Annotated in this window: 17 protein-coding genes; 8 read left to right on the top strand and 9 right to left on the bottom strand. The window is 52.8% G+C overall.

Annotated elements, in window-relative coordinates:
• Window positions 1-117 precede the first annotated feature (117 nt).
• The 5 genes from JN414_RS12400 to JN414_RS12380 form a co-directional block, all read right to left on the bottom strand.
• On the bottom strand, window positions 118-1728 hold the full coding sequence (locus JN414_RS12400; RefSeq protein ID WP_202208153.1) for an ABC transporter ATP-binding protein: 1611 nt from the start codon (window positions 1726-1728) through the stop codon (window positions 118-120).
• Window positions 1729-1738: 10 nt separating this feature from the next.
• The gene (locus tag JN414_RS12395) at window positions 1739-2578 is read right to left on the bottom strand and encodes an ABC transporter permease (protein WP_202208152.1); all 840 of its coding nucleotides are present in this window, start codon (window positions 2576-2578) and stop codon (window positions 1739-1741) included.
• Window positions 2575-3537 (bottom strand): ABC transporter permease, encoded by a 963-nt coding sequence (locus JN414_RS12390; RefSeq protein ID WP_202208151.1) that lies wholly within the window; start codon window positions 3535-3537, stop codon window positions 2575-2577. The genes JN414_RS12395 and JN414_RS12390 overlap by 4 nt, the downstream gene beginning before the upstream one ends.
• Complete coding sequence (locus JN414_RS12385) at window positions 3534-5141, bottom strand: ABC transporter substrate-binding protein (protein WP_237390039.1); 1608 nt, start codon at window positions 5139-5141, stop codon at window positions 3534-3536. The genes JN414_RS12390 and JN414_RS12385 overlap by 4 nt, the downstream gene beginning before the upstream one ends.
• A 127-nt stretch (window positions 5142-5268) precedes the next feature.
• Window positions 5269-7530 (bottom strand): TonB-dependent receptor domain-containing protein, encoded by a 2262-nt coding sequence (locus JN414_RS12380; RefSeq protein ID WP_202208150.1) that lies wholly within the window; start codon window positions 7528-7530, stop codon window positions 5269-5271.
• A gap of 311 nt (window positions 7531-7841) precedes the next feature.
• Between JN414_RS12380 and JN414_RS12375 the strand changes: the two genes are divergently transcribed.
• The 8 genes from JN414_RS12375 to JN414_RS12340 all read left to right on the top strand — a co-directional run bounded on the left by JN414_RS12375 (window position 7842) and on the right by JN414_RS12340 (window position 19671).
• A complete protein-coding gene (locus tag JN414_RS12375) occupies window positions 7842-9056 on the top strand; it encodes an acyl-CoA dehydrogenase family protein (protein WP_202208149.1) in 1215 nt (404 codons plus the stop codon).
• Window positions 9053-10447, top strand: coding sequence for an NtaA/DmoA family FMN-dependent monooxygenase (locus JN414_RS12370; protein WP_237390038.1), 1395 nt, complete (start codon window positions 9053-9055; stop codon window positions 10445-10447). Before JN414_RS12375 ends, JN414_RS12370 begins: the two co-directional genes overlap by 4 nt.
• Window positions 10444-11625: an FMNH2-dependent alkanesulfonate monooxygenase gene (ssuD, locus tag JN414_RS12365; protein ID WP_202208148.1), complete on the top strand. Its 1182-nt coding sequence runs from the start codon at window positions 10444-10446 to the stop codon at window positions 11623-11625. The genes JN414_RS12370 and ssuD overlap by 4 nt, the downstream gene beginning before the upstream one ends.
• Window positions 11622-13055, top strand: a complete 1434-nt coding sequence (locus JN414_RS12360) for an FAD/NAD(P)-binding protein (protein ID WP_202208147.1) — start codon at window positions 11622-11624, stop codon at window positions 13053-13055. Before ssuD ends, JN414_RS12360 begins: the two co-directional genes overlap by 4 nt.
• Complete coding sequence (locus JN414_RS12355) at window positions 13052-14545, top strand: MFS transporter (protein ID WP_202208146.1); 1494 nt, start codon at window positions 13052-13054, stop codon at window positions 14543-14545. The genes JN414_RS12360 and JN414_RS12355 overlap by 4 nt, the downstream gene beginning before the upstream one ends.
• 99 nt (window positions 14546-14644) lie before the next feature.
• Window positions 14645-15958, top strand: a complete 1314-nt coding sequence (locus JN414_RS12350) for an LLM class flavin-dependent oxidoreductase (RefSeq protein ID WP_202208201.1) — start codon at window positions 14645-14647, stop codon at window positions 15956-15958.
• Window positions 15955-16896: an aliphatic sulfonate ABC transporter substrate-binding protein gene (locus JN414_RS12345; RefSeq protein ID WP_202208145.1), complete on the top strand. Its 942-nt coding sequence runs from the start codon at window positions 15955-15957 to the stop codon at window positions 16894-16896. The genes JN414_RS12350 and JN414_RS12345 overlap by 4 nt, the downstream gene beginning before the upstream one ends.
• Before the next feature lie 489 nt (window positions 16897-17385).
• Window positions 17386-19671 (top strand): TonB-dependent receptor domain-containing protein, encoded by a 2286-nt coding sequence (locus JN414_RS12340; RefSeq protein ID WP_237390036.1) that lies wholly within the window; start codon window positions 17386-17388, stop codon window positions 19669-19671.
• Between the two features lie 529 nt (window positions 19672-20200).
• On the opposite strand, the gene JN414_RS12335 is transcribed toward JN414_RS12340, so the two are convergent.
• From JN414_RS12335 to JN414_RS12320, 4 genes are all read right to left on the bottom strand, one after another.
• Entirely contained in the window at window positions 20201-21358 is a 1158-nt protein-coding gene (locus JN414_RS12335; protein ID WP_202208143.1) for an aldo/keto reductase, read from the bottom strand.
• Window positions 21359-21599: 241 nt separating this feature from the next.
• A complete protein-coding gene (locus tag JN414_RS12330) occupies window positions 21600-21800 on the bottom strand; it encodes a hypothetical protein (RefSeq protein WP_237390035.1) in 201 nt (66 codons plus the stop codon).
• Window positions 21801-22170: 370 nt separating this feature from the next.
• Window positions 22171-23160: a transporter gene (locus JN414_RS12325; protein WP_237390034.1), complete on the bottom strand. Its 990-nt coding sequence runs from the start codon at window positions 23158-23160 to the stop codon at window positions 22171-22173.
• Between the two features lie 30 nt (window positions 23161-23190).
• A complete protein-coding gene (locus tag JN414_RS12320) occupies window positions 23191-24294 on the bottom strand; it encodes an asparaginase (RefSeq protein WP_202208199.1) in 1104 nt (367 codons plus the stop codon).
• Window positions 24295-24319: the final 25 nt, after the last annotated feature.

The raw sequence follows: 24319 nt of genomic DNA, 5'->3' as shown, positions 1-24319 counted from the left end.
GCGGCGAGATCGAAGAAGTTCCTGAACCGTCAGATGGTCAAGCATTCACACATCTCTATAAAGAACAGCTTTGAGCCACATCCGCTGCAACGTGAAAAGCTCTTTTATCAACGAGGTCTAAATCACCCTGGATCTGAGAAGGCTTTTTGTAAATTCATGACTGGGATTTTTGAAGATATGATTTGTTTCCCCGTGGTCTACAATTTTACCATCCTGCATTACAACAACATTGTCGCTCATCTCTTTTATAACGCCCAGATCATGAGAGATAAATAAATAAGCGATTTTCAGACGCTCCTGGAGCTCCTTTAACAATTCCAATACTTGTGCTTGCACAGAAACATCCAACGCTGAAACAGGCTCGTCACAAACAATCAATTTAGGTTTGCCCGCGATAGCCCGCGCGATGGCAATACGTTGGCGTTGCCCCCCCGAAAGCTGGAGAGGGTGACGGCGAGAAACGTCCGGTGTTAGGCGTACCAGCGCCAGAAGTGCCGTAATCCGTTCCGGAAACTCCGTCTGTGGGATGTTGTTGGCTTCAAGCGCATCAGCAAGAATACGCTGAACAGTCCAGCGTGGATCAAAAGAACTCAGGGGATCTTGATAGACAATCCCCATTTCATGCCGATGCGGCCGACGCTCTCGTTCATCTACGCTCCGGTGAGTATCAGCACATATCCCGTTCCAAACTTTTCCATCAAACCATACATTCCCTGCATCAGGCGCCAGAAACCCGGTTACAATTCTTGCAGTTGTTGTCTTCCCAGAACCAGATTCACCTAAAATACCGAGCGTTTCCCCTCTCCGAAGGGTAAAGCTGACATGATCTACCGCGGTCCGCGATGACCCTCGTGACTTAGGGTAATGCTTGAGGATGTCTTTCACGACGAGCAGAGGGGGGTCATCTTCCGTTTGCTGAACTGAGGAACGCTGCGGTTTGTGCTGTTGCCCTGGGATCGAACTCAGTAGCAAACGCGTATACTCCTGAGTGGGGCTCTTTAGAATTTGGGCCGCCTCTCCCTGCTCTATTAGTCGGCCTTCTTTGACCACGATAATTGTGTCTGCAACCTGAGACACGGCTTCAATGTCATGGCTGATCAGTAAAATCCCGTGCCCTGCATCCCGTAAGTCACGGAATAGTTCCAGAACATGCGAAACGGTGCTGGCGTCCAACGCCGTGGTTGGCTCATCTACAATGATGATCCCGGGGTTTAGGGCTATCGCAGAGGCAATGAGAGCCCTTTGACGCAGCCCTCCAGACAGTTCATTCGCGCGCTCCTGCAAGCGCGTTTCAGGGTCAGACACCGCGCTATTTCTGAGCAGTTCCAGAACTCGCTCCCGCCGCGCCCTGCGATGACGCCAACCCCGCAACTGGCCGTGAACCGTCAGAGCTTCTTCTATTTCCTGCCCAATAGTTCGCAACGGGTCGAGCGACGTCAACGCGTCCTGAAGCACAAAACCTATCTCTTTTCCGCGAAGTTCGCTCCAGCCCTCCTCACCCAGGCCCAGGAGATCAAGATCGCCGAGACGCAAGCTCTGTGCTGTAATCTGGGCTCGATCACCCGCCAGCCCAACAAGACTGCGCGCGGTCACGCTTTTTCCTGAGCCAGATTCACCAACCATGGCCAGAATTGTGCCGGGTTTTATCTGAAAAGAGAGATCATGTACGACCTGCTTTCCCTCAAACGATATGGAGAGTTTTTCGACCGTCAGTTCCTGTCCGATCATAGCATGTACCTCATGAGGGTCTGCCTTCGAGGCGACGTTGTAGGAAGCGCCCTAAAATTGTTGTGGACAGCACAGTCAGCACGATGAAAAGGCCTGGAAAGAGAGTCAGCCACCAGGCATCAGCAATGAAATCGCGCCCCATGGACATCATGGTTCCCCATTCTGGCGTGGGGGGTGGTGCGCCAAGCCCCAGAAAAGACAGTCCTGCCGCCCAGACAATCGTCTGGCCAACCCCCATGGTTGCGGTTACAACGAGCGGACGGAGCGCATTGGGTAGAACATGTCGTCGAATGATGGAAAATGGCGTGTGGCCAAGGGCACAGGCAGCTTCCACATATCCTGAGTGCCTTACCGACAGCACCTGACTGAAGACCATCTTGCCGTAGCCCGGCGTAGCGGCGATCCCGATCGCCAAGGCCAGTGGTCCTGCCCCTGTCCCAAGACTGGCGGAAAAAAGAAGCGCCAGTATCAATGCCGGAAACGAAAACAGCACATCTATAACGGCGCCGATGCCTTTCTGAAGCCACTGAGGACCCAGCCCGCCTGCCAGTCCAAGGATGATCCCACCAGAAAAACTGATTGCGACGGCCCCTGCCCCAACCAGAAGTGACTGCCGTGCGCCATGAATAACGCGCGTCAGAATGTCGCGACCAGACTGGTCTGTTCCGAAGGGGTGGTTCCAGTCTGGGGATAAGAAAGCGTGCCGTGGTGCAATAGCATAGGGATCATTTGCGCTGATCGCGTTTGGAATGATGGCTGAGACCAGAAGAAAAACCAGAAAGCCGGATGCGGGAAGGATTGCAATGGGAAGCTGCCTCCACGCGATGAGCTTTTTCGGGGCTATAATCATAAGGATGCTCTTTGCTCCCGAGATGTCGCAAGACGCGGATCAACCAGTTCGTGGATGAGTTCGATCATCAGGCTGGCAAGTATGTATGCAACTGTGACGAACAGAACGATGCCGGTTGTTAGGGGCATGTCCTGTGCGGAAACGGCATAAACGAGCGTGCGTCCAAGTCCTTTTCGCGAAAAAATGGCTTCAATGACTGCTGTTTCACCGAGAAGCGCGCCAAGAGCCCACGCTGAGAGCGCAATACCGGGAAGAAGCGCGTGACGCAGGGCATGGCGCCGCAAGACCTGCCCCATGCTTAGACCTCGCATTCTCGCACTCAGGATGAACGGTTGATCGAGGGCAATCTCCAAAGACTCACGCGTGACCTGAGCCAGAAATCCTCCCAGAGGAATGGCAAGGGAAAGTGCTGGCATAATGAGGGAGGCCAGCGAAGAACTCCCCGCAGGCGGCAGCAGGTGCAATCTGAACGCAAATATCCAGAGCAGCACAATTCCAAGCCAGAACGGCGGGAGCGCTGCGGCAGAGATGTCGAGAGAGGCTCCAAGGCTCGAGAGTACTCTCCCGCGGCGGACTGTGCAGAATACTGAAATCAGTGCGAGAGCCCAGGCAAGGAAGAGCGAGAACGATGCGAGTGCCAGCGTAGGCAGCATCTGCTGGCGCAAAACCTCCGCAACACGCAGGTGCTGACTGAAGGAAGCCCCTAAATCTCCATGGAGGAGCCGCCATATATAGAAACCATATTGCACGATAAGAGGACGATCGAGGCCGTACTCCCTGGTGATCGCCGCGACAGCACCGGGTGTAGGGTTGGCCATGGCCCCACCGAGGATGATCGTTGCCGGATCACCGGGCATCATGCGCACAGCGAGAAATGTTAGTGTTGCAGATGCGAAGAGCATGCCGAGACTCAAGCCAATCCGGCTGATCAAGCGCTGGGAAGCCAAGCGTTTCGTCATGGTGTCATCCAGGCATCATGAAAATTGATGACGCGTAACGAGGGCTCAATGCGTACACCATGAACATTGCTGAACACTCCCAGACGCGTGGTCTGCGAATACGTCGTGATTTGAAGATGTGCCTTAGCGATGATCTCTTGCGCTCGCTGGTAAAGCGCCTTTCGCTGCTGCGGGTCCTGCGTGGCCAATGCCTGTTCCACCACCTCGTCGAAGATCGGGCTGCTATAGCCGGAAGCGTTCTGGTGAATACCGTGCTGAAAATGGTTGGTGAATGCAGAACCGAATACGATGCGAAGGACATCTGGAGTATTCGTGTTCCAATATCCAATCCGCACATCGTAATCCCAGGCATCACTCCGCGCGATGTTGGCAGTCTCGCTTAGGGGCTCCAGCCGGACATCAAAGCCGGTTTGACGCGCAGTGGCTTGTACCTGCTCCCAAAGGGTACGATCGGCGGGTGCCAGAACCGTGGAGATCGGGATGTGCACAGTTAATCTTTTGCCGTCACGGAGGCGATATCCCTTAGAATCCCGGTCTTTCCAGCCAGCTTTCTCCAAAAGTTCGTTGGCACACTTCGGATCATAATCCTTGGTATGCTCAAAATCCGGGCTGTAATCTGGTGTGGAGGGGCTCAAAGGGCCTCCAGCGCGCGCATAATGGTGGAAAAATATGCTTCCTAACGCACCATCAATATCTGCGGATCGAATGAACGCTTCACGGACACGGATGTCATTAAACGGCGGCCGAAGCGTGTTCAGGGTCCCGTTCGTAGGATTTCCCGGTCGATCGGCCATCAGCAATGACACATCCGGGTTGGACTTTGCCGGAGTTTCGCCCTCAGGCGGCACACTATCAATGACGCCCACCTCGCCCGCCTGAAGCATGGCAAAACGGACTGACGGCTCAGCAACGAAGCGCCAGATAATTCCGTCAAGCCAGGCAGGCCCTTGGTGCTGCGCTGTGGGAGGCGCCCATGCATAAGCTGGGTTTCTCCTGAGGACGACCTCACTCTGATGATCCCAGTGGGCAATAATGAACGGGCCAGACCCCACGGGGCTCTGACAGTTCACATCGCGAGGGCGGCCTAAAGCTGCGGGAGACTCAATACCCAGAAAGCCTTGAGCCAGAACATTCAAAAAAGCTGAATACGGCGAGGACAGGTGAACCGCTGCCGTATAAGGATCGAGAATGTCGGTCCGGGTATATTGGCGGATATAACCGCCCGCAGTACCTGACTGTGTGGCGGGATCCACCATATGGTCCAGATTGCGTTTTACAGCCGCTGCATCGAACTTTGTCCCATCGGTGAAGGTCACGTCATGCCGGAGATGAAAGACATACGTTAGTCCGCCGTCCGCTATTTCCCATGACGTTGCAAGCCAGGGATGAATGGTGCCCTGCTCGTCCATCGATACGAGCCGGTCAAGATACTGCTCGGCGATATAGACCTGCGGCATATCTCCATACACATGGGGATCCAGGCACAGAGGCTCGCGCTCCGTCGCTAAGACGAGAATACCGCCTTTGTGGGGTGCTGATCCCTGATGCGTGTTCGGATGCCGCGTTTTACTGTCGGTATCATGCCGATAGAACAGGACAGCCACGCACGCTACCACCGGAATAAGTATCAGAACCGGCCTACGATTATGAAATCTGGTCATACTCTTAGAATCGGCACGTATGAGCGAATATCTGACCAATGAACTGTCTTGGGAAAAAACCAATGCCTCATCAGAAGTGCCTTCCCAAGTCAGTGAGGTGTACAGTCACGCCGCCAAACACACTGAATCCGTCACCCGGGTAAAACATTGCGGAATCAGTATGGTTCAGATTGTAGGCAGTATAAGCTGCCGTGGCGTAATGCTTGTTTCCGAGATTGCGGAAATCAAGAAAAGTGCTCCAGATTTTGCTTTTTGCCTCATAACCAAGCTTCAGGCCGAATATCCCATATCTGGGTGCCTTCAGTGTATTGGCGTAATCGACATAATAGCTTGAGGACGACCTGAAATCGAAGTTCGCATAGAACCCCAGAGGATTATTATACTGGAGTTCGGCTTGATATTGCCATGTCGGGATCGACGGCAGCTTGTTTTGCCCAAGAAGGGAGTCATGCCTGTAATAAAAGTCATTGACCGTAAGAGCCTGACGGAAGGACAAGGCGCCATATTGATGCAGATTAAAGAGTTTCGTTGAGAGTCCGGCTTCAATGCCCTGATGAATTGTCGGACTTGCGTTAGACGTTCTGGTAATCTCGGCTGTTGTATTTGTCGCGCGTGTAACGACGACGGACAGCAGTTCGTCTTTAACCCAACTCCGATAAAGGGTTAGATTTCCGTCGAATATGCCGACATGACCTCGGATACCAATTTCCGCCGAGTTAGCCCGCTGGGCTTTCAATGGCCCTACAGTTCCCGTGTCATTATACGGGCTGCCCCCTTTGACATCATGGTAGTTCCAGGTCACCGGAGGGTCGATCAAGCGACTGAAGTTGGCGAAGACGTCAATGTCCGGATTAATTTCATACCGTAAACCGACGCGCGGCGTAATGAAGACATTATTATAGTGCTCACGGCTCTGAAGCGCTGAGTTCGGTATCAAGCGGTCAACAACGCGAATATTGCGATCAACCCAGATGACTGAAAAGCCGCTAGTCAGCCAAAGCCGATTGAAAATATTGAAATTATTCCCGGCCGCAAAAACCAGATCATGTGATCCGCCGTATTTGACCCGCTGGTGCAGCGTCCAGTCTTCTCTATTATAAGTCGTGGATGGGACGGACGATGTATAATATCGAGAGTCTCCCGACACCATATGCACATCACTCAGAATAAAATTGCTTTCAATCTTCCGCCCGAGAAGACGATCACTCCGGTTATATTTGACAGAATTGTTAATGTCCGTGGAACGCCACAGGTTAAACTGCTGCGTATTTGTCCCGTTAAAGAGCGGATAATCGTTCCACGTTATGCCGTATTCCAACCTGGAATCATCATCGAAAATGTAATTGGTTTTAAATCCCAGCATAGTGCTTCTGGTCGGGCGCCCTCCCCAGTCGTTTGGATTAATGCTGGGGCTTTTGCGAAGTTGGGCCAGTGTCAGCAGGCCACCATAATGGCCGAACCCCTCGTCCCATTTAAAAATAAGTCGTGCAGACAGTTTGTCGGTGAAGCGGTAGCCTAGATTTGCGACAACATCGGTACGATGCATCGCCGTATAGCTTTGGAAGCCCTGTCGGTTGGTTCGCGCTACAGTGACGTAATAATCGCCTTTCTTATTGCTGAACGTCCCCCCCTGACTGACCTGTTCTTTCAGTGTGCCGTAGCTGCCAGCTTCGAAACGGGCCATGAACCCGGGCGCAGAGACCCCGGTATGTGTTACGAAATTGATGCCGCCACCAAGAGCGGTCGCAGCGTAGTCGAACGCGTTGGCACCATAAAGGACTTCTGTGCGCTGATATCCGGTATTGTTGAGGCGATCTTCCTGAAATCCTCCCACACCGCTGACAGTCAATCCATCAATCAGGTATTTCATTCCGAGGCTGTAACCTCCATAGAATACCCCTGCGCCCGATCCTCTTATGGAGATCTTGTTTCCGGTGCTTCCACTGGTTGCTTGCGCGAAAATACCAGGCTGAAACGCCAAAGTGTCCTCAAGCGTGGCTGACCTCCCTTTCTCAACTTCCTTGCTGCTGATAACCGTGAAATTTCCCGGCACCTTTCTCATGCGCTTTGCGGCTGTGCGGACGCTATTCGACCCAGTGACACTGATATCCTCGCTCTTTGAATGAGGAGAAATTGCGTCGCCTTTTAAGCGCTTCGGAGCAACCGGAGTGTTGGGACGACTGACCGCCGGTCCGACATGAAGGGCTCGCGGACCAGAGCGTTTGTTCCTTTCAGCATCTTGGGCAATAGCCGTGGGAATCATGGTGCATGTTGAAAGGACGGTCATGCCAAGGAGGAGAATGCGTGTGTGCCGCTCGTAGAAGGCTTTCATGACTCGTTTCTCAACATTTGGGTGATATCTCGGAACATAAAAATCGACCGTCCGGAGGCGCATTTCCTACCGACGATTCCTTTATTCACATATCCAAATGTATGAACGTTAATAACAACGTATTTTTAATGTTGTATTTAAAAGGCACAATTTTCCCCATAAAACCTAGGGAAAGAGCCGTTCTCTGAGTTCCTATTGAAATAATTAATGGGAGAGATGACGAATTAAAAATTACGCTTATCCCGGTTTGGTGCGCATCATAAACTACGAAAACTAGTTAATTCCGCCTTATATTCGTTAGGTGTCGTTATATGTCCTCTTCCGCCAATTTCGTCTCTGCCAGAGAACGCTTTCAGCCGATCATAGAAACGATAACGCGTGCATCACGGGAGTTCGAGCACGACCCCGCGCTTGTGAGAAGCATTGTGCAGGATCTGAAAACTGCGGGACTGGGACGCGTCCGCCTTCCAAGTAAATTGGGCGGGTATGGAGCTTCTTTGAAACAGAGCTTCACCCTACTGAAAGAGCTAGCGACAGCAGACTCTAACCTTCCACAGATTTTCCGTGCTCATTTTGCCTTTATTGAAGGCAGGCTCCGCCATTCACACAAATCTGCCGAATGGTTTGACCGCATCCGTGATGGCGCTCTTTTTGGCGCGGCGATGGCGGAACGCTCAGACGAAACGGGCGTATCGACGCAACTGAGTTCCGACGGACAGGAGTATCGCCTGAATGGTATAAAGTACTATTCGACTGGCACCCTCTATGCTGACTGGATCATTGTCTGGGCCGCAGAGGGAGAACAGCGCGCGCATGTTCTGGTCCCTTCAGAGGCCTCAGGTGTCACACGAATTGACGACTGGGATGGTTTTGGTCAGCGCCTGACCGGCAGCGGGACAACTGTTTTCGACAACGTTTTAATTGCTCCGACACAAATTCTGGACCGCTCCGAGCCCGGAAATATTCCTGCGCATTCTTATCTCGCCGCTTACTATCAGCAATTTCATCTTGCAGCTCTGGCAGGAATTTCAGCCGCCGTACTGCGCGATGCGATTGACTTTGTGCGGCCCCGAACGCGAACCTTCGGTGTTCCCGGCAAAGTTATCCAACGGGAAGATTCCGTTGTTCAGAGCGTCGTTGGGCGACTGTCTGCTCTTGCCTTCTCAACGTCTGCTCTGGTCGATCGCGTTTCGGACGCTTTGACGGAGGCTGAGCCCGCGTGGCTAAGGGGCGATACCGAAAGCGTTACGTTTAGTGAGGCAGAAGAAGCCGCCTTCAAAGCGCAGCAGATCGTGATTGACCAGACGCTTGAAGCCGCAAATTTACTTTTTGAAGTTGGCGGCGCATCGGCCACCAGTCAGACCAGAAATCTGGATCGCCATTGGCGCAATGCTCGCGTTCTGTCCTCACATAACCCTGCGGCCCAGCGCCGTCGGGAACTCGGGGATCTGGCCTTAAATGATACCCCTCTTTGGACGCCGTACCGTGAAGGTCTGAAGAAAAGTCTCTCCAAGGAGCCGGCATGAGTAAGGCATCGGCCCTTAAGCAGTTAAGAGTCAATCTGTTTGAGATGGCTTGCGTAAGTCACATCGTCCACGGAATGTGGACGGCGCCTGACAACAATCGCCACCGTTTTGGAGAAATGGCATTCTGGCTGGAACAGGCGCGCCTCGCGGAAGACGCAGGCTTCGACGCAATTTTTCTTGCCGATGTCATCGGGGTTTATGACCGTTTTAACGGACTTGACCCTGCCCTTCGGCTCGGCGTGCAAATCCCGAACCTCGATCCGCTCTCCCTGATCCCGGCTATGGCCGCTGTCACCACGCGTCTAGGGTTTGCCGCAACATTTTCAACGACTTATGAGCCGCCGTTTGCCTTTGCCCGACGCATGAGCACACTCGATCTTCTGACAGAAGGGCGAGTTGGCTGGAACATCGTGACTTCCTACCTTCCAAACGCCGCCAGAAACTTTGGCCTTGCAGACGAAATCGAGCACGACGAGCGCTACGAGCGGGCTGAGGAATATCTTGAGGTTCTCTACAAGCTCTGGGAACAGAGCTGGGACGAAGACGCCCTGGTCATTGATCGTGAGAAGGACGTTTTCACACACCCGGATCGTGTTCATTACATCAATCACAAGGGTCGGCATCATCAGGTGGAGGGTCCACATCTTGTGCAGCCCACACGCCAGCGCACGCCCGTTTTATTCCAAGCGACCGGCTCCAAGCGTGGCTTGGAATTTGCAGCTCGCCACGCGGAGGCCGTTTTCATTGGTGGCCGTACGCGCGAGGAAATTCGCCACAACATTGCACAGACACGCGAGCAGGCGGCCCTGAACGGACGAGACCCCAACGACCTGAAATTCTACGTCATGGCTGGGCTCATCGCTGGGAATACAGAAGTCGAGGCTCAGGAGAAGCTGAACCGCTACCGTGAGCGCTATAGCGTTGAGGCTGCTCATGTCCACGCGCAGGCCGAGATTGATTTGCGGAATTTTGACCGCTCCCTGACCATTGGTGAGGCGCTTGAGCAATCGGGGCGTCCGTTTGGAAACATGGGACGCCGATTTGGCTCTGATCAGACAGTTGGCAGCGCGCTGGACCAGATTGCCAGCTTTGAACAGGGCCGTTTTTTCGTCGCCGGCACACCGTCCCAGATCGCGGATGCCGTCGAAGACTGGCTCGACGAAGATGGCATCGACGGAATTAATCTCCGCCAATACCACACGTTCGAGACGGCCAGAGACTTTGGAGAATTGATCGCTCCTGAGCTTCGCAAGCGTGGTCGCCTGCCAGAGCGCAATACCCATCCAGAGACACTGCGTCATCGCCTGTTCGGTTTTGATCGCCTTCCGACAAGTCATCCGGCCCATCAGCTCCCCCTACCCGTTCACGCCCAGACAGCGAGTTTCTCATGATCACAAATGCCGCCATCGGGGGTGTCCCCGAGAAAATCAACGTTCTTTGGTTCCTTCCAACTCATGGAGACAGCCGATATCTGGGAACGCAGGAAGGTGGCCGCAGCGTTGACCTGCCTTACCTCCAACAGGTCGCACGGGCTGCGGACAGTTTGGGATATTACGGCGTCCTCCTCCCCACAGGTCGGAGTTGCGAAGACTCCTGGATCGTTGCGTCCTCCCTTATTACGTCCACTGAACGGCTGAAATTTCTGGTGGCCGTGCGCCCTGGGTTACAGTCTCCAACCTTCGCGGCACGTATGACGGCAACCCTTGATCGGTTATCCGGAGGGCGCTTGCTAATCAACGTTGTGACCGGCGGAGATCCGAAAGAGAACGAGGGAGATGGTCTCTTTTTCGACCATGCCACCCGCTACGAAATTACTGACGAATTCCTGTCGATCTACTCTCGCCTTCTCAAGGGTGACACCGTCAATCACGAGGGTAAGCACTTTCATATTGCGGGCGGCCAGATCCTTTATCCGCCACATCAGGCTGGCGGCCCACCTCTGTATTTCGGCGGTTCTTCTGAGGCAGGAATTCAGGTCGCGGCCAAGCGGATCGACAAGTATTTGACGTGGGGAGAGCCACCGGAACTTGTTAAGGAAAAAATTTCCCGTGTTCGCGAGGCCGCAGCTCGTGAAGGACGCGAAGTCAGTTTCGGGATCAGGTTTCATGTCATCGCTCGTGAGACAACTGAAGAGGCCTGGGCTGCGGCAAACCGTCTGATCTCCCGCCTTGATGATGCGACCATCGCGCAGGCCCAGTCTGTATTCTCAAGGCTAGACTCTGTAGGGCAGTCCCGCATGAGCGCCCTGCATGGCGGACGACGGGACAAGCTGGAAGTCAGTCCCAACCTCTGGGCTGGCGTCGGGCTGGTCAGAGGTGGAGCTGGCACGGCTCTTGTCGGTGATCCGGCCACCATTGCCGAGCGGATTGATGAATACAGACGCGCTGGTTGCGACAGCTTCATTCTCTCTGGATACCCTCATCTGGAAGAAGCTTACAGCTTTGGCGAACTGGTCCTTCCGCTACTTCCGACGGCCCATCCGACACGGGCAGCCGGCGGTCTGAACAATATGGGGCCGTTTGGCGAGACGATTGCCAACTCCTATCGCCCGGCCCAAGCCTCTTCATGAACGCGGAAGTCCAGCTCAGCCGTCTGCCTGTTTCTGCCCCTGTAGCAATTATCGGTGGCGGAGCGACCGGCACGATGATTGCGTACCATCTTCTTCGTAAACGCCGAGATCTGGGTGCTGGTAGCGTTGTGATCTTCGAGCCTCGCCCCCGGTTGGGCGCAGGCGTCGCCTATGGCAGCAAGGACCCGCAACATCGAATCAATGTGCCCGCTTCGCGGATGAGCATCGATACAGAAAGACCTGACGACTTTGCGGACTGGTTCAAATGGCACAGTCATAAAACCTGTGATCCGGAAGCATTCTTGCCCTCTGGAGACGTTTATCCGACGCGTGCAGAGTTTGGTCGTTATCTTTTTGAGAGAATAACGCCATTTCTCGTCAATGAGACACTTCAGCATGTTCAGGACACTGTGGTGTCTGTACATCATACCGGCAAGTACTGGCAGATCCGGACCGCCCACGGCGCGATTTATACTGCTGCCTATGTTGTCATTGCGACTTCGCATCCTGCCCCAGCGCTGCCGACCCCACTCAAAGGGATCGCGCACGATCCGCGAGTAATCTCTGATCCGTGGGCAAAAGATGTCTTCAAGACCATAGACCCTCGGGCACGGATTGCCATTATAGGTACCGGGCTCACGATGGCAGATGTTGTGGCAACTCTCGCAGCACAGGGGCATCTTGGCCCTATCACTGCGGTCTCTCGCCGTGGTCTGCGCTCCCGAGGGCATTCACATGGGCCTGCCAGTCTATTTGGGGATTTTTCCACCAACCCCGAACAGACGGCGCGGGGTCTGCTCAGACGTATTCGCAAGACCCTTGCTTCTGCCTCTGAAAGGCCATGGCAAGACACGCTTGATGCTGTACGTCGCCAAGGGAAGACCATCTGGACGGCTCTGCCGGTCGTGGAACAGCGTCGTCTTGTCCGCCATCTTCGACCATTCTGGGATGTCCATCGTTTTCGGATCGCGCCACAGGTCGAACGCGCTTTAAACCTGAGATCAGAAACAGGGTTACTCACAGTGCTTGCTGCTCGGGTTGAGAGCGCAGAAGCCGCCCCTGATGGCCTTACTCTACACCTTCGGGAGCGTGGGGAACGAAGCCGCACGGTCCATGCAGACATCCTGATCAATACCACCGGCCCTGACCATGCAGGCATTCTAACCAAGCCTGGTTTTCTTTCCCGTCTGGCTCAGGATGGCTTTGTGCAGAGAGATCCTGTTGGTCTCGGGCTTTGGACCGACAAAGATCACTCAGCACTTGTCGACGGCCTGCCAGTGTCGGGCCTCCTTGTCGCTGGCCCGCTTTCCCGCGGGACTTTCGGTGAGCTGATGGGCTTCCCGGAGGTAACGGCCAACTCCCAGTCTGTAGCCTCCAGGCTGGCCGATATTCTTCAGATCTCGATATACTCTGAACAGGTGCACTTATGACGTCTGCTCAAACTGCCGCATCCGGAACGCCCCGCCCCGTAATCCGTCATGCAGATGATGTTTCTGCCATCGTCAACGCAGGACCTCAGGGCGGCGGTCACGCAAACATCATTGTTGCCCTTGCTCTCGGCGGTGTCTTTCTTGACGCCTATGACCTGACGACGCTGTCCTACGGCATTGGTGACGTACAAAAGCACTTTGGTCTCACGACATCTGCCACCGGCATGGTTGCAGCAGCGATGAGTGCCGGGACGATTGTCGGGAGCATTGCAGGCGGATGGCTGACTGACCGGATTGGGCGATACGCCGTTTTCATGGCGGATATGATCTGCTTTGTCATCGCGGCCCTCGTGGCAGGCATGGCCCCCACTGCCACCATCCTGATCCTTGCCCGTTTCGCTATGGGTTTTGGTGTCGGAATGGACCTGCCTGTGGCCATGGCGTTCCTGTCAGAGTTTTCAAAGCTGAGTGGAAAAGGAAGCAAAGCGAGCCGAGCTGCAGCATGGTGCCCAACGTGGTATGCCGCCTCTTCACTGTGCTTTTTCCTCGTTTTTGCCCTAGACGCGGTCGTTCCTACCGCCCACCCGGATTGGCTATGGCGCGCTTCACTGGCCTTCGGGGCGCTTCCTGCGCTTCTGATCATCCTCGTCCGTAACCGATACATGAGTGAATCCCCTATCTGGATCGCCCGGAACGGCGATCTGGAGAAAGCAGCGGAGATTTTACGGGCGTCTCATGGCATTGATCCCGTTCTTCAGATTGAAGCTCCGCCTATCCGGCCACAACCTCATGGGATTGCCCCGCTCTTCCGTCAGCCCCTGCTCAAACGTGGAATTCTTGTCAGTACCATTTCCATTGTCAGTGCTTATTCGTACGCGGCAATCGCGTTTGGGGCGCCGAGTTTGCTCGCAGGAATGCTGCACCTCGACCGTAAGCAGGTTCTGATTACATCAATCATCCTGAACCTTGTCTTTGCATTTACGGGCGGTTTGATCGGGGTTCGTCTGGCGCGGTACGTGTCGTCGCGCAAGGTCAATATCGTTGGATATATTCTTCAGGCTGTTTCCATAGGAACGCTGGCGATTGTCGGCACACCACACTCCACGGCAGGTGTCATAGCGGTTCTCGGTGGCTTCGCTGGGTATCTCTTCGGTCAAGGCTTCGGACCCGGCTGCCAACAGATGATCTACGCCACTCTCACCTACCCGACCGAAATCCGGGGCGTGGGCATTGGCATGAACAGGCTGATTTCTGGCCTGGGCGCTACGATGGCCATGTGGGCTCTACCCAGCCTCTACGCAAATTTCGGAACGAACCTTTTCTGGTTCATTTTGAGCGCCCCTCTGATCGGTCTGACATTGCATCAGGTGATCCGTTGGGATGTCTTCAATTATGACCCGGATGGCGACGACACATTGAAGGGCGTCCTAAGGCCAGCCGCCCGACAAGACACATCTCTTCAGCATTCAGCCCTCTTCAATCAGGGCTGAGTGAACTGAGCCGCATTTTCACGTCGCAACACCCCGCCGTCCTACCGTGATCGTTGTTAAGGAGCGCATGTGTCTTTTATCCCCGTAAACGCATTTGATATGAATTGCGTCTCTCATCAGGCAAGCGGCCTATGGCGGCATCCGGACGATCAGTCATGGCATTACAACACCATCGGATACTGGACGAACCTGGCGAAAACGCTTGAACATGGACTGTTCGACGGCCTTTTCATCGCAGATGTTCTTGGCATCTACGATGTATATGGAGGCGGCCCGGAAGCGGCATTGCGCAATGCGTCTCAGGTTCCCGTCAATGATCCGGCCATGCTGATTTCCGCCATGGCCGCGGTCACTGAAAATCTGGGCTTTGGGCTGACGGCAACTCTCTCTTTCGAACATCCCTACCCCTTTGCTCGTCGCATCAGCACCTTGGATCACCTTACCAACGGGCGGATGGGGTGGAACATTGTAACGGGTTATCTGAACAGCGCCGCAAAAGGCGTTGGTCAGCAACAACAGACATCTCATGATGAGCGTTACGATGTCACGCGTGATTATATGCAGGTTCTTCGAGGTCTGTGGGAAAAAAGCTGGGAGGACGGCGCCGTCCGTCGGGACAGAAAAAGTGGGATCTTTACGGATCCCACAAAGGTTCATCGCCTTCAGCATAAAGGAAAATACTTTGAGGTAGATGCAATTCATCTCTGTGAACCCTCACCTCAGCGAACACCCGTCCTCTATCAAGCCGGAACTTCCAGTAAAGGGCGGGCTTTTGCCGGAGATTACGCTGAATGCGTCTTTATTGCTGGCCCATCCAAAGAAGTGGCGAAACATGCCGTTTCAGGGCTGGAAGCAGAGCTCCAGCGCACAGGACGGTCACGAAAATCACTCAAGATTTTCTCTCTCGTAACCATCGTAACGGCCGAAAACGATGAGGCCGCTTTAGAAAAATGGGCGGAATACAGAAAGTATGTCAGTCACGAAGGTGCTCTGACGCTCATGTCAGGATGGACCGGGATCGATTTTTCGACCTTCGATCTCGATGATCCTGTCCGTCATATTCGTAATGACGCCATTCACTCCGCCATCGATGCCTTGACCGTTGTAGATCCCAAACGGGTGTGGACCGTAAGGGAACTCGCAGAACATGCGGCAATCGGGGGGATGGGCGTAACGTTCGTTGGTGGTCCGCAGAAAGTCGCGGATCAGATTGAAAAATGGATTGAAGACACAGGTATTGACGGTCTCAATCTCGCTTACGCCATCACCCCAGGAAGCTTCGAGGACTTCGTGACTTATATCGTGCCAGAGCTTCAAAAGCGTGGCCGTTACAAGACAGAATATCAACCCGGAACTCTACGGGAAAAGCTCTTCGGAACATCTGAACCACAATACAACACGGCGGCTCCATGACTGATACACGCGCCATTATCAAGCGTCGCCACTTACTTTTTGGCACTCTTGCACTCACCCTTGCCTCGCCAGCTCGCGCAGCAACACCGGTTATCCGCATCGGCTATCAGCGCTACAGCACCCTGGTTATACTCAAAGCATCTGGCGCCTTGGAAAAGGCATTGGCTGGCCGCGCGAATGTTGTGTGGTCAGAATTCGTGGCTGGCCCCCAACTCCTGCAGGCACTTGTCACGGGAGCACTTGATTTGGGACAGACCGGCGATGCTCCGCCAGTGTTTGCAGCCGCCGCAAGCCCCGGTGCACTTGTCTATGTCGGACATGAGCCTCCTGCCCCACTAGCCGAAGCCATTCTTGTCCCCAAAGACAGTTCGATCCGCACCGTCGCGGATCTAAAGGGCAAGCGGATCGCTCTCAATCGCGCGTCCAACGTCCACTGGTTTCTTCTTCAGGCCCTGCATAAAGCCGGGCTATCTTTTCATGATATCAAACCCGCCTATCTCACGCCCCCCTCTGCTCGCTCAGCCTTTGAAAGCGGCCAGATCGATGCATGGGCAATATGGGACCCCTATCTGTCCGGAGCGCTGTCCAGTGGGCCACGCATTCTGACAACCGCACAGGATATGGTCGCCAATCGAGAGTTTTTCCTGGCTCGCCGTGGATTTTCAGAAAGTCAGCCTGATCTTCTTCGGGAAGCACTTCATCAGATCGCTCAAACGGATGTCTGGGCACAAATCCATAAGCCCGAAGTTTCCCATCTTCTCGCAACACAAACAGGACTGCCGTACGATACGGTATATTCTGCAATCAAGACACGTGATTTTGGTTATGCGCCTATGAGCGCGGATATTATTCAGGAGCAGCAACAGGTTGCTGACGGTTTTTTAAAAGAAGGACTTTTACCTTCACGCATCGATATCGCTTCAGCAGTCTGGAAATGATCATCAGAAGCGTAAAAAATTTCACTAATGATCGCGCCAAAAGAGCCATTGAAAGGAACGGTTCAGGCTGCGTTAGCCGTTTCGCTTTTTAAGACGGAATTCCCTCACCGCCCTTATCACTCAGAGATTTTCATATAAGACCTGATTAATAATCATATATGCGCCTGTATAAATCTAACTAAAAAAGTAATATAGTTTTTTAACCATCGTATTTGGTGATATGTCTTTAGGTAAGGAATACTTGGATGCGATGTAAGCGCGGTGATGCCTAAAAGGCAAGAAGCCTTGTTGTGAAGTTGCGTCACGCCCACTCAAAGCAACAATGCTGTGTTCTCTATCTTTCGATTAAACGAAAGAGACCAGAGATACCGCATTAGTCTCCGTTGCAGGTGCGGCTACAGAATTCACACCTAAAAATTCAGAGCTCCAAATGTGAGCCAGAGCATCAATAAACATGGGGCAAAATTGCGCCTCAGAATGAGCTTGAAAATGAAGAGCAAGAAAAATCAGGTGCATTCCCATACAGGTTTTCGCCTTGGTGTGTCCCACGGCCGCCTGTCTTCCCTCTTGTTAAGCGCGGTCGCAATGACGCCACTCATGAGCGAAGCGGCAGAATACAAAACTCATCCAACTCATCACCGTACAGGCACTTCGAGTAAAAAACTCGTAACACCCCCCTCTGCCGTTAGTGGGACACAGTCTTCTGAGGCGGTTCATCGCTCTGCTGCGCCCAAACCTTTCGTCGCCCCGACAAGTGAAACAATCAAGGTTTCCACCCGTCGACGCTCTGTGGTCGATCAATCGAAGGCAGCATTAAGCACTATTCCCGGTGGCGTCAGTGTGATTGACGCGCACGAGGTTTTGAAAGGCCGAAACTTTACTAACGCTGACGTTCTTGCGTTCCAGCCAGGTGTTTTTGCCCAGAGTTCGGGTGGAGGTGATGGCTTGCGTCTGTCTATCCGTGGTTCCGGAATTCAAACAGGTACAAACTATTTTCGTTCAGGCATTCTGATGATGTTTGACGGCCTCCCCGTAACGACGCCGGCAGGCACGCCTTACGAATTATTTGAAACACTCGGCGTGCGTTATACAGAAGTACTTCGTGGCGCCAATGCGTTTGACTATGGCGGCGTACAACTTGGTGGCGCTATCAACTACGTCACCCCGACGGGTTATGATGCGGACTTATTCCAGGTTCGGGCAGAAGCAGGCAGCTTCAACTATAACAAGCAGCAGATCAGTTCCGGAAAAGTCATTGGGAAGTCTGACTACTATGTCAGTATCACCAAGTCCTATCGAGGCGGCTACCAGCAGCAGACAGCGGCCAGCAGTTTTGGTGTTAACGCAAACTACGGATACCGCTTCAATGATAAAGTCTCTACGCGGTTCTTCTTCCGGTATCGACAGACGCAAAACGGATATCCAGGATTTCTGACGCGAGATCAGATCATTGATAATCCGAAACAGGCACAATCGACTTATGTTGCGCTTCATTCCAAGCGCATTCAGCCGGGCTCAAAATGGTATGGCAACATGACAACCATCCGGATTGACGATCATTCCAAACTGGAGCTGGGAATTGATTATCAGGATGCTCCGATTGATATTGAGAATGGCACAACTGCGGGCATCTGGGGATACAAGACGATTGCGGGCGTAATCCGATACAGCCGGAAAGACAAGCTGTGGGGCCGTAGCAATGATATGCTGTTCGGCATTGACACCTATAGCGATCTGGACGCCTGGCAAACTACGCGGACCAGAACGTATACCGGCACTTATGCTGGTATTCCGCTTGGAACAAAGCTTCGACACGCTACTTACGGCGGAACAGACAACTATTTCCACATCAGAGACAACTTTGAACTCTTTCATAATTTCTGGCTGACCGCCGCTGGAGCACTGGACTTTGTGCAGCGCTCTACCGCTGTGACGTACCCTACGCAAAGCTCTCTCGGCACCTCGGCCGTGGGCTTTACCCCGCGTGGGGGATTTCGGTATGTCATCAGTCCGCATGTCTCGGTTTATGGAAACGTCAGTCGCAGTTTTCAGCCACCTAATGACTGGCAACTTCTGTCTGGCGCAAACTACACAACCGGTCCTGCAGCAGGCTTGACTGCAACGGGAGCCAGCCTCGAAAACCAGACAGCAACAACGTATGAAATTGGTACGACGGGCAACTGGCTACACAATAAATGGAGCCTCACATACTACTATTCCTCTGTGAGGAATGAACTTCTGTCTGTCATGACCCCATTGTCACAACTTTATGGGAATGCGACCTATTCAAACGCGTCCCCAACCGTGCATCAGGGTGTGGAAGCGTCTCTGGAGACAGATCTGTATAAATGGTCCGGCGGAACACTAGGCTTACGTCAATCCTATACCTACCAGGATTTTCACTTCAAAAATGATGCCGTTTTCGGGCGGAACAAGCTTCCGGGAATTCCTGCTCATTTCTATCAGGGAGAAGTCCGTTTTGACCTGAAAAATGGCTTTTATGCCGGGTTCAATACGCAGGTTTCGTCAAAGGTTTCAGGGTCTTACGACGACACTTATTTCGCGCCTTCTTATCATATCTATAATGCCAACATTGGCTATGAATGGCCCGGGAAACACCGGCAAGTCTTCCTGTCTTTTAACAATCTGACCAACAAACATTATGCCTCCATTGTGGTACCTGGATATATCGCAGGAGGCCGACAGCTCTCAGTCATGCAGCCGGGAGACGGGTTTGGTATATTCGCGGGAATTTCGATCGGACTAAACGACTAAAGATGCTTCTCAGAGCCCATCTCAATAACCACAAGTGAGACATACCGCTGGCCCCTTTTTGCTCCTACATTCCAAACATGGGGCAAACAGGATCCAGCGGTTGTTGATAAAAAAAAGCATAATCGCCCCTCGGTTGCATCCAGCGCAAATCTGTCTTGCAGGGAGGGATACTAGAAGTATTTCAGATATTGCTTTTCTAAGATGACAACCTGCGCCCCAGCAAACAGGAAATGCATTGTCTCTTCAAGTAGTACGCAGACCTTGAAGTATTATAGATAATGTTTCTCTGACCGATTATTCGTATTTATTGTGTGTTATTCCACACTAGCATGGGAAACTATATACTATTATCAAAAAAAATAACCATAGCGTGAGCAATAAAGAGTTTCAACAAATTCCAAGTCGCTCTTGGTGCCTACTCTTCCGACCATTTCCAAAATAAATGATATTCTCCTCAGGAAAAGATCTAAACCTCTTTCCATGCCTTAGAAAAAAGCGATACCAAACGCTCTACCTGCCCAGTTTGTAGTTACACTGGAGCAGGAACAGGTGCAGTCTGCGCAATTAGATTGTTCTTCCTGAGTTCATCCCAAAATGCCGTCGGAATCGAGACTTCCATGGATTTCGCATTAGCCTGCATCTGGGCAGCATTACGCGCACCCGGAATGACGGCTGCGACTGTCGGATGAGCGGCTGCGAACTGAAGTGCTGTCGTACGAAGGTCAATTCCGTGCTTCTTGGCTATAACTTCCATTGCCGCCCGCTTACGCCCCATCCCGGATGGAATAGTGCCGCCATAATCATAGCGATTGCGTCCGGCAGCATAACCTGCATTCAAAGGCGCGCCGATAACGGCCGAAATGCCACGAGGGGCAAGCGCAGGCAAAGTATGCGTCAGAGCTTCGTCATGCCGTAGAATGGAATATTGCGTTGCCAGAAGGACAATATCCGGGTCCCCGATCTCAAGGGTTCGCAGGACAGCCTGAGGCGTATTAACCCCGAGCCCCCACCCCTTGATGAGACCTTCCTCCCGCATCCTGGTCAGCGCCGGAATGGCGCCTTTAGCGGCTTGATCGAAATAAGCCGTCCAACGCTGTCCCATATCCTTGTTTTCTGGAGAAAGGTCATGAATGTAGACGATATCAAGCCGGGAAATTCCCAGTCTCTGAAGGCTGTCCTCGATTGACCGTCGAACGCCATCTGCCGTGTAGTCATAGCGGTAGGCGAAAGGAGACGGATCATGCCACATTGTGCCACTAGACGGCTGTGGAGCGGCGGTTAGCAATCGGCCAACCTTGGTGGACAGAACAAATTCATCCCGTGGCCGCGTGTGCAAAAAATGGCCAAACCGACGCTCACTCAAGCCCAGACCATACCAAGGCGACGTATCAAAATAGCGTATCCCTAAAGCCCAGGCTGCTTCCAACGTGGCTTCAGCATCTTCATCCGTACCAGCGGCAAAGCCATTTCCAATCGGGACCCCACCAAGTCCAATGCGCGTCGGAGGACGAAACCGCTGGCCCGTCTGCATTACATTCACTGGGAGCGTATCACGCACAATGTCACCGATAGTCGGGGTAACATCTCCAGCATGCTGTGCGTCCTGGGTCTGTCCGCTTCGGGGCATCAGCGCGGCTGCGCCTCCCAAAGCCGAAAGGGCGAGAAGATTGCGGCGGGTGGCTGTCATCGCGTCCTCACATGAGATGGATGTGGCTTTTAATGCCTGTAATCCGTTGAAGTTCGAAACTTTCCGGAGCTACTGAAGGAAGGTCACGTCATTGTGTCATCCCCCTTCAACTTACTTCTCAAGAAACCGCAATCCCGCCGTGCCAAAGAGAGCATTTCCCTATCCACTTTGTACGGAGAGTTCTACGGTCTGCGCCCCGCTCCTTAGTTCACGTTGACAAAAGACCTGATCCCCAAAAAGCCTAGCAGCGATAATTGAATATCCGTTCGATGCCGTTGCGATCTCGGTAACGCCGCCAGTCTATTTTCTGCGGCGCACTTTGGCCTTTGCGTGATGGAATGTCCGGCACGATACCATGCTGCGGCAGATCCTGACGGAAACTGTCGCTATCATACACCCAATCAGCCAGCATGGCCCCGGAATTTGAAACCGGCAGTTCCATCCGGGCACATATGCCTTTGTAGTCTGAGACCTACCGCCCCTGTGAGGGTAAAGCCGAGAGGGCATCCCAGACGCTCTGCTCAACCCACCGGAAACCGAACATAAACCGAATTCCACTTGCCGTGGGACTCATGCACGCCTCCTCCCAGACAGTTTGTGTGCACGACACGCAGCATACCGTTGAAAACAGGCAGTTATCTCCGCTTGGACGCCCCCTACCTTGGCGCCCGGAGGCAGAAAAGGCTCAATCATCAACCATTCCAGATCTATCAGATTACCTCGTGTCATACCTGCTCTCTTTGTCCTTATATAACACAAGCAGAAAGTGAATCAGGTATCGGAATATTGTATAGATCTTTTGTCAACTTGAGCTAGAACATGGCGTTAAGTGCAAATTGCGGGGAGACTTGGATATTTTTATTGTGACCAGAAAAATAAGACACTGCCCCCGCAATTATGCCCCAGTTTGCATTCCAGTTGTATTCAAAAGCCGGAGCAATTTGCCAATCTGTGTTAGCAGATCCCATTTTACTGACATAAGTTCCGTTACTATCGTGCCCACGCAAGACTGAACCATTCGACCAATCTCGCGCAAGATCCATGACCAAGACCCACTTCTGGGTCAAGCCATACTCCAACGAAAACCCGCTTTGTCCACTCATTCCCGGCCTGCCACGCCCCCGGAAACCATAGGCCGTGCCATAACTTGTTTCATCGGTCAGTGTGGCCGAAGTAACTGCCCGCCGAAACCAGTTCCATGCTCGTACACGTAATTCATGATGACCCGGCAGCGTATAAGTAGACTGCGCAGTTAAGGCGAAGCGAAAAACATAAGCGCCACTCCCTACCCCATCCTGAATATCGTGTAGTTTTTTGTAGTCACCTGTAGGAAAAATCATTCCTGCAAAGAGGTTAAGGGCAGGAATGTAACGTCTTGGGTCGGGCCTTACCAAACGATAGATCAGATCAACAGGGACATCACCTGTTTTGGGGCCATGAGAATGGCCGTCAGCATGTTTCCACCCGTAATCAACGATTGTATGAATCTGAATACTGAAGTCTTGAGAGATTCCGTATTTCCAGAGAGTGGAGTTTGAAAACATGCGCTGTAAGGGGTGAGATGCTGGTAGCGTTCGTCCGTGTGGACCAAAGCTGCCTAGAGGCTGACTGTAAGAAAAGTAAGGTTCGACATTCAAAACTCCTTCGCGTGTTGTGCCAGACGGGGAAACAAGTGAACCTGTATACCATTGACCGGCATGTGCAGATGAAAAACCACCTGCAAATACCAGAAAGCAAAAAACTGCTTTTTTAACAGACAATTCTTTATCCACACGCAATAAATTCTTAAGGCGTGCCCTCATTTAATTACTCGTTATACAAAATTTCCGTACTCAAAGCCCGGCGTTGAAGATGGGTTGAATATCTTCTGATGTGTTTTTTCCATTCGCCAGAAGCAGCTGAAGAAGTATTCGCGCCTTTTGTGGGTTCAGATCCATAGAAGCCACAAAACCGTAGCGGTCATCGTCAACTTCTACATTACGGTTTACAAAACCACTGCCAACACGGGTAGAGCGCACGACAACTACGCCGGCCTTCGTAGCTCGTTCCATGCCAGCCAGGGCATCACTCGAAGCATTGCCGTCCCCCATCCCTGCAATCACGATACCGCGTGCGCCATGCCTGACGGCATCGTCGATCTGCTGCGCATCCATATCTGCATGGGCATATACAATCTGTACGGGAGGCAATTTGTGATCTCTCGGAAGAGCAAGATGATGCTCAGGCTTTACCGGAGCAATAAAACGCACGCTTGCCGGATCAACATATCCAACAAGACCAAGATTAGGCGAACGAAATGTCTGAAGAGACGTCGTATGCATTTTGCTCACACCACGTGCCGACTGCACTTCGTCATTCAAAACGACTATCACACCCCGCCCGCGGGCCTGCGGATCGACCGCTACTTTCACAGCTTCATACATATTTGCAGGGCCATCAGCACTAATAGCTGTGCTGGGCCTCATAGCCCCGGTCAAAATAACGGGCCGCGCATCTCCAATCACGGTCCCCAGAAAAAAAGCAGTCTCTTCCATTGTGTCAGTACCATGAGTGATCACAACAGCATCGGCTTCGTTATTAGAGAACGCCTTCTGAATACGCTCGGCAATTTTGAACCAGACTTGGCTGTTCATGTTCTGGGATGCAATGTTGGAGATCTGCTCTACCTGCAAGTGCGCTAGTTTTTCGACCCCCGGCACACCAGCAATCAACTGCTCTCCCGTTACGGCGCCTGCGTCGTATCCAATGGCGGACCGAGGGACAGCCTTTCCGGATATCGTGCCACCAGTCGCCAATACGAGCACGCGCGGCAACGCTATCTGTTGATGAATCATCTCATGAGGAGCGCTTGAGGCTTCTGTGTGAGAAAAAGCAGGCATAATCGAAGCTACTCCCAGAGTTGCAGCAAAAAGAGGCAGGGCACGCCTAGAAAACACAGGGAATACTTTTCCGGCACGGGAA

This window comes from Gluconobacter sp. Gdi, assembly GCF_014132155.1.
Classification (GTDB): Bacteria; Pseudomonadota; Alphaproteobacteria; order Acetobacterales; family Acetobacteraceae; genus Gluconobacter.
The sequence above is the reverse complement of the archived record's forward strand: the minus strand, read 5'-3'. Positions and strand labels throughout refer to the sequence as shown.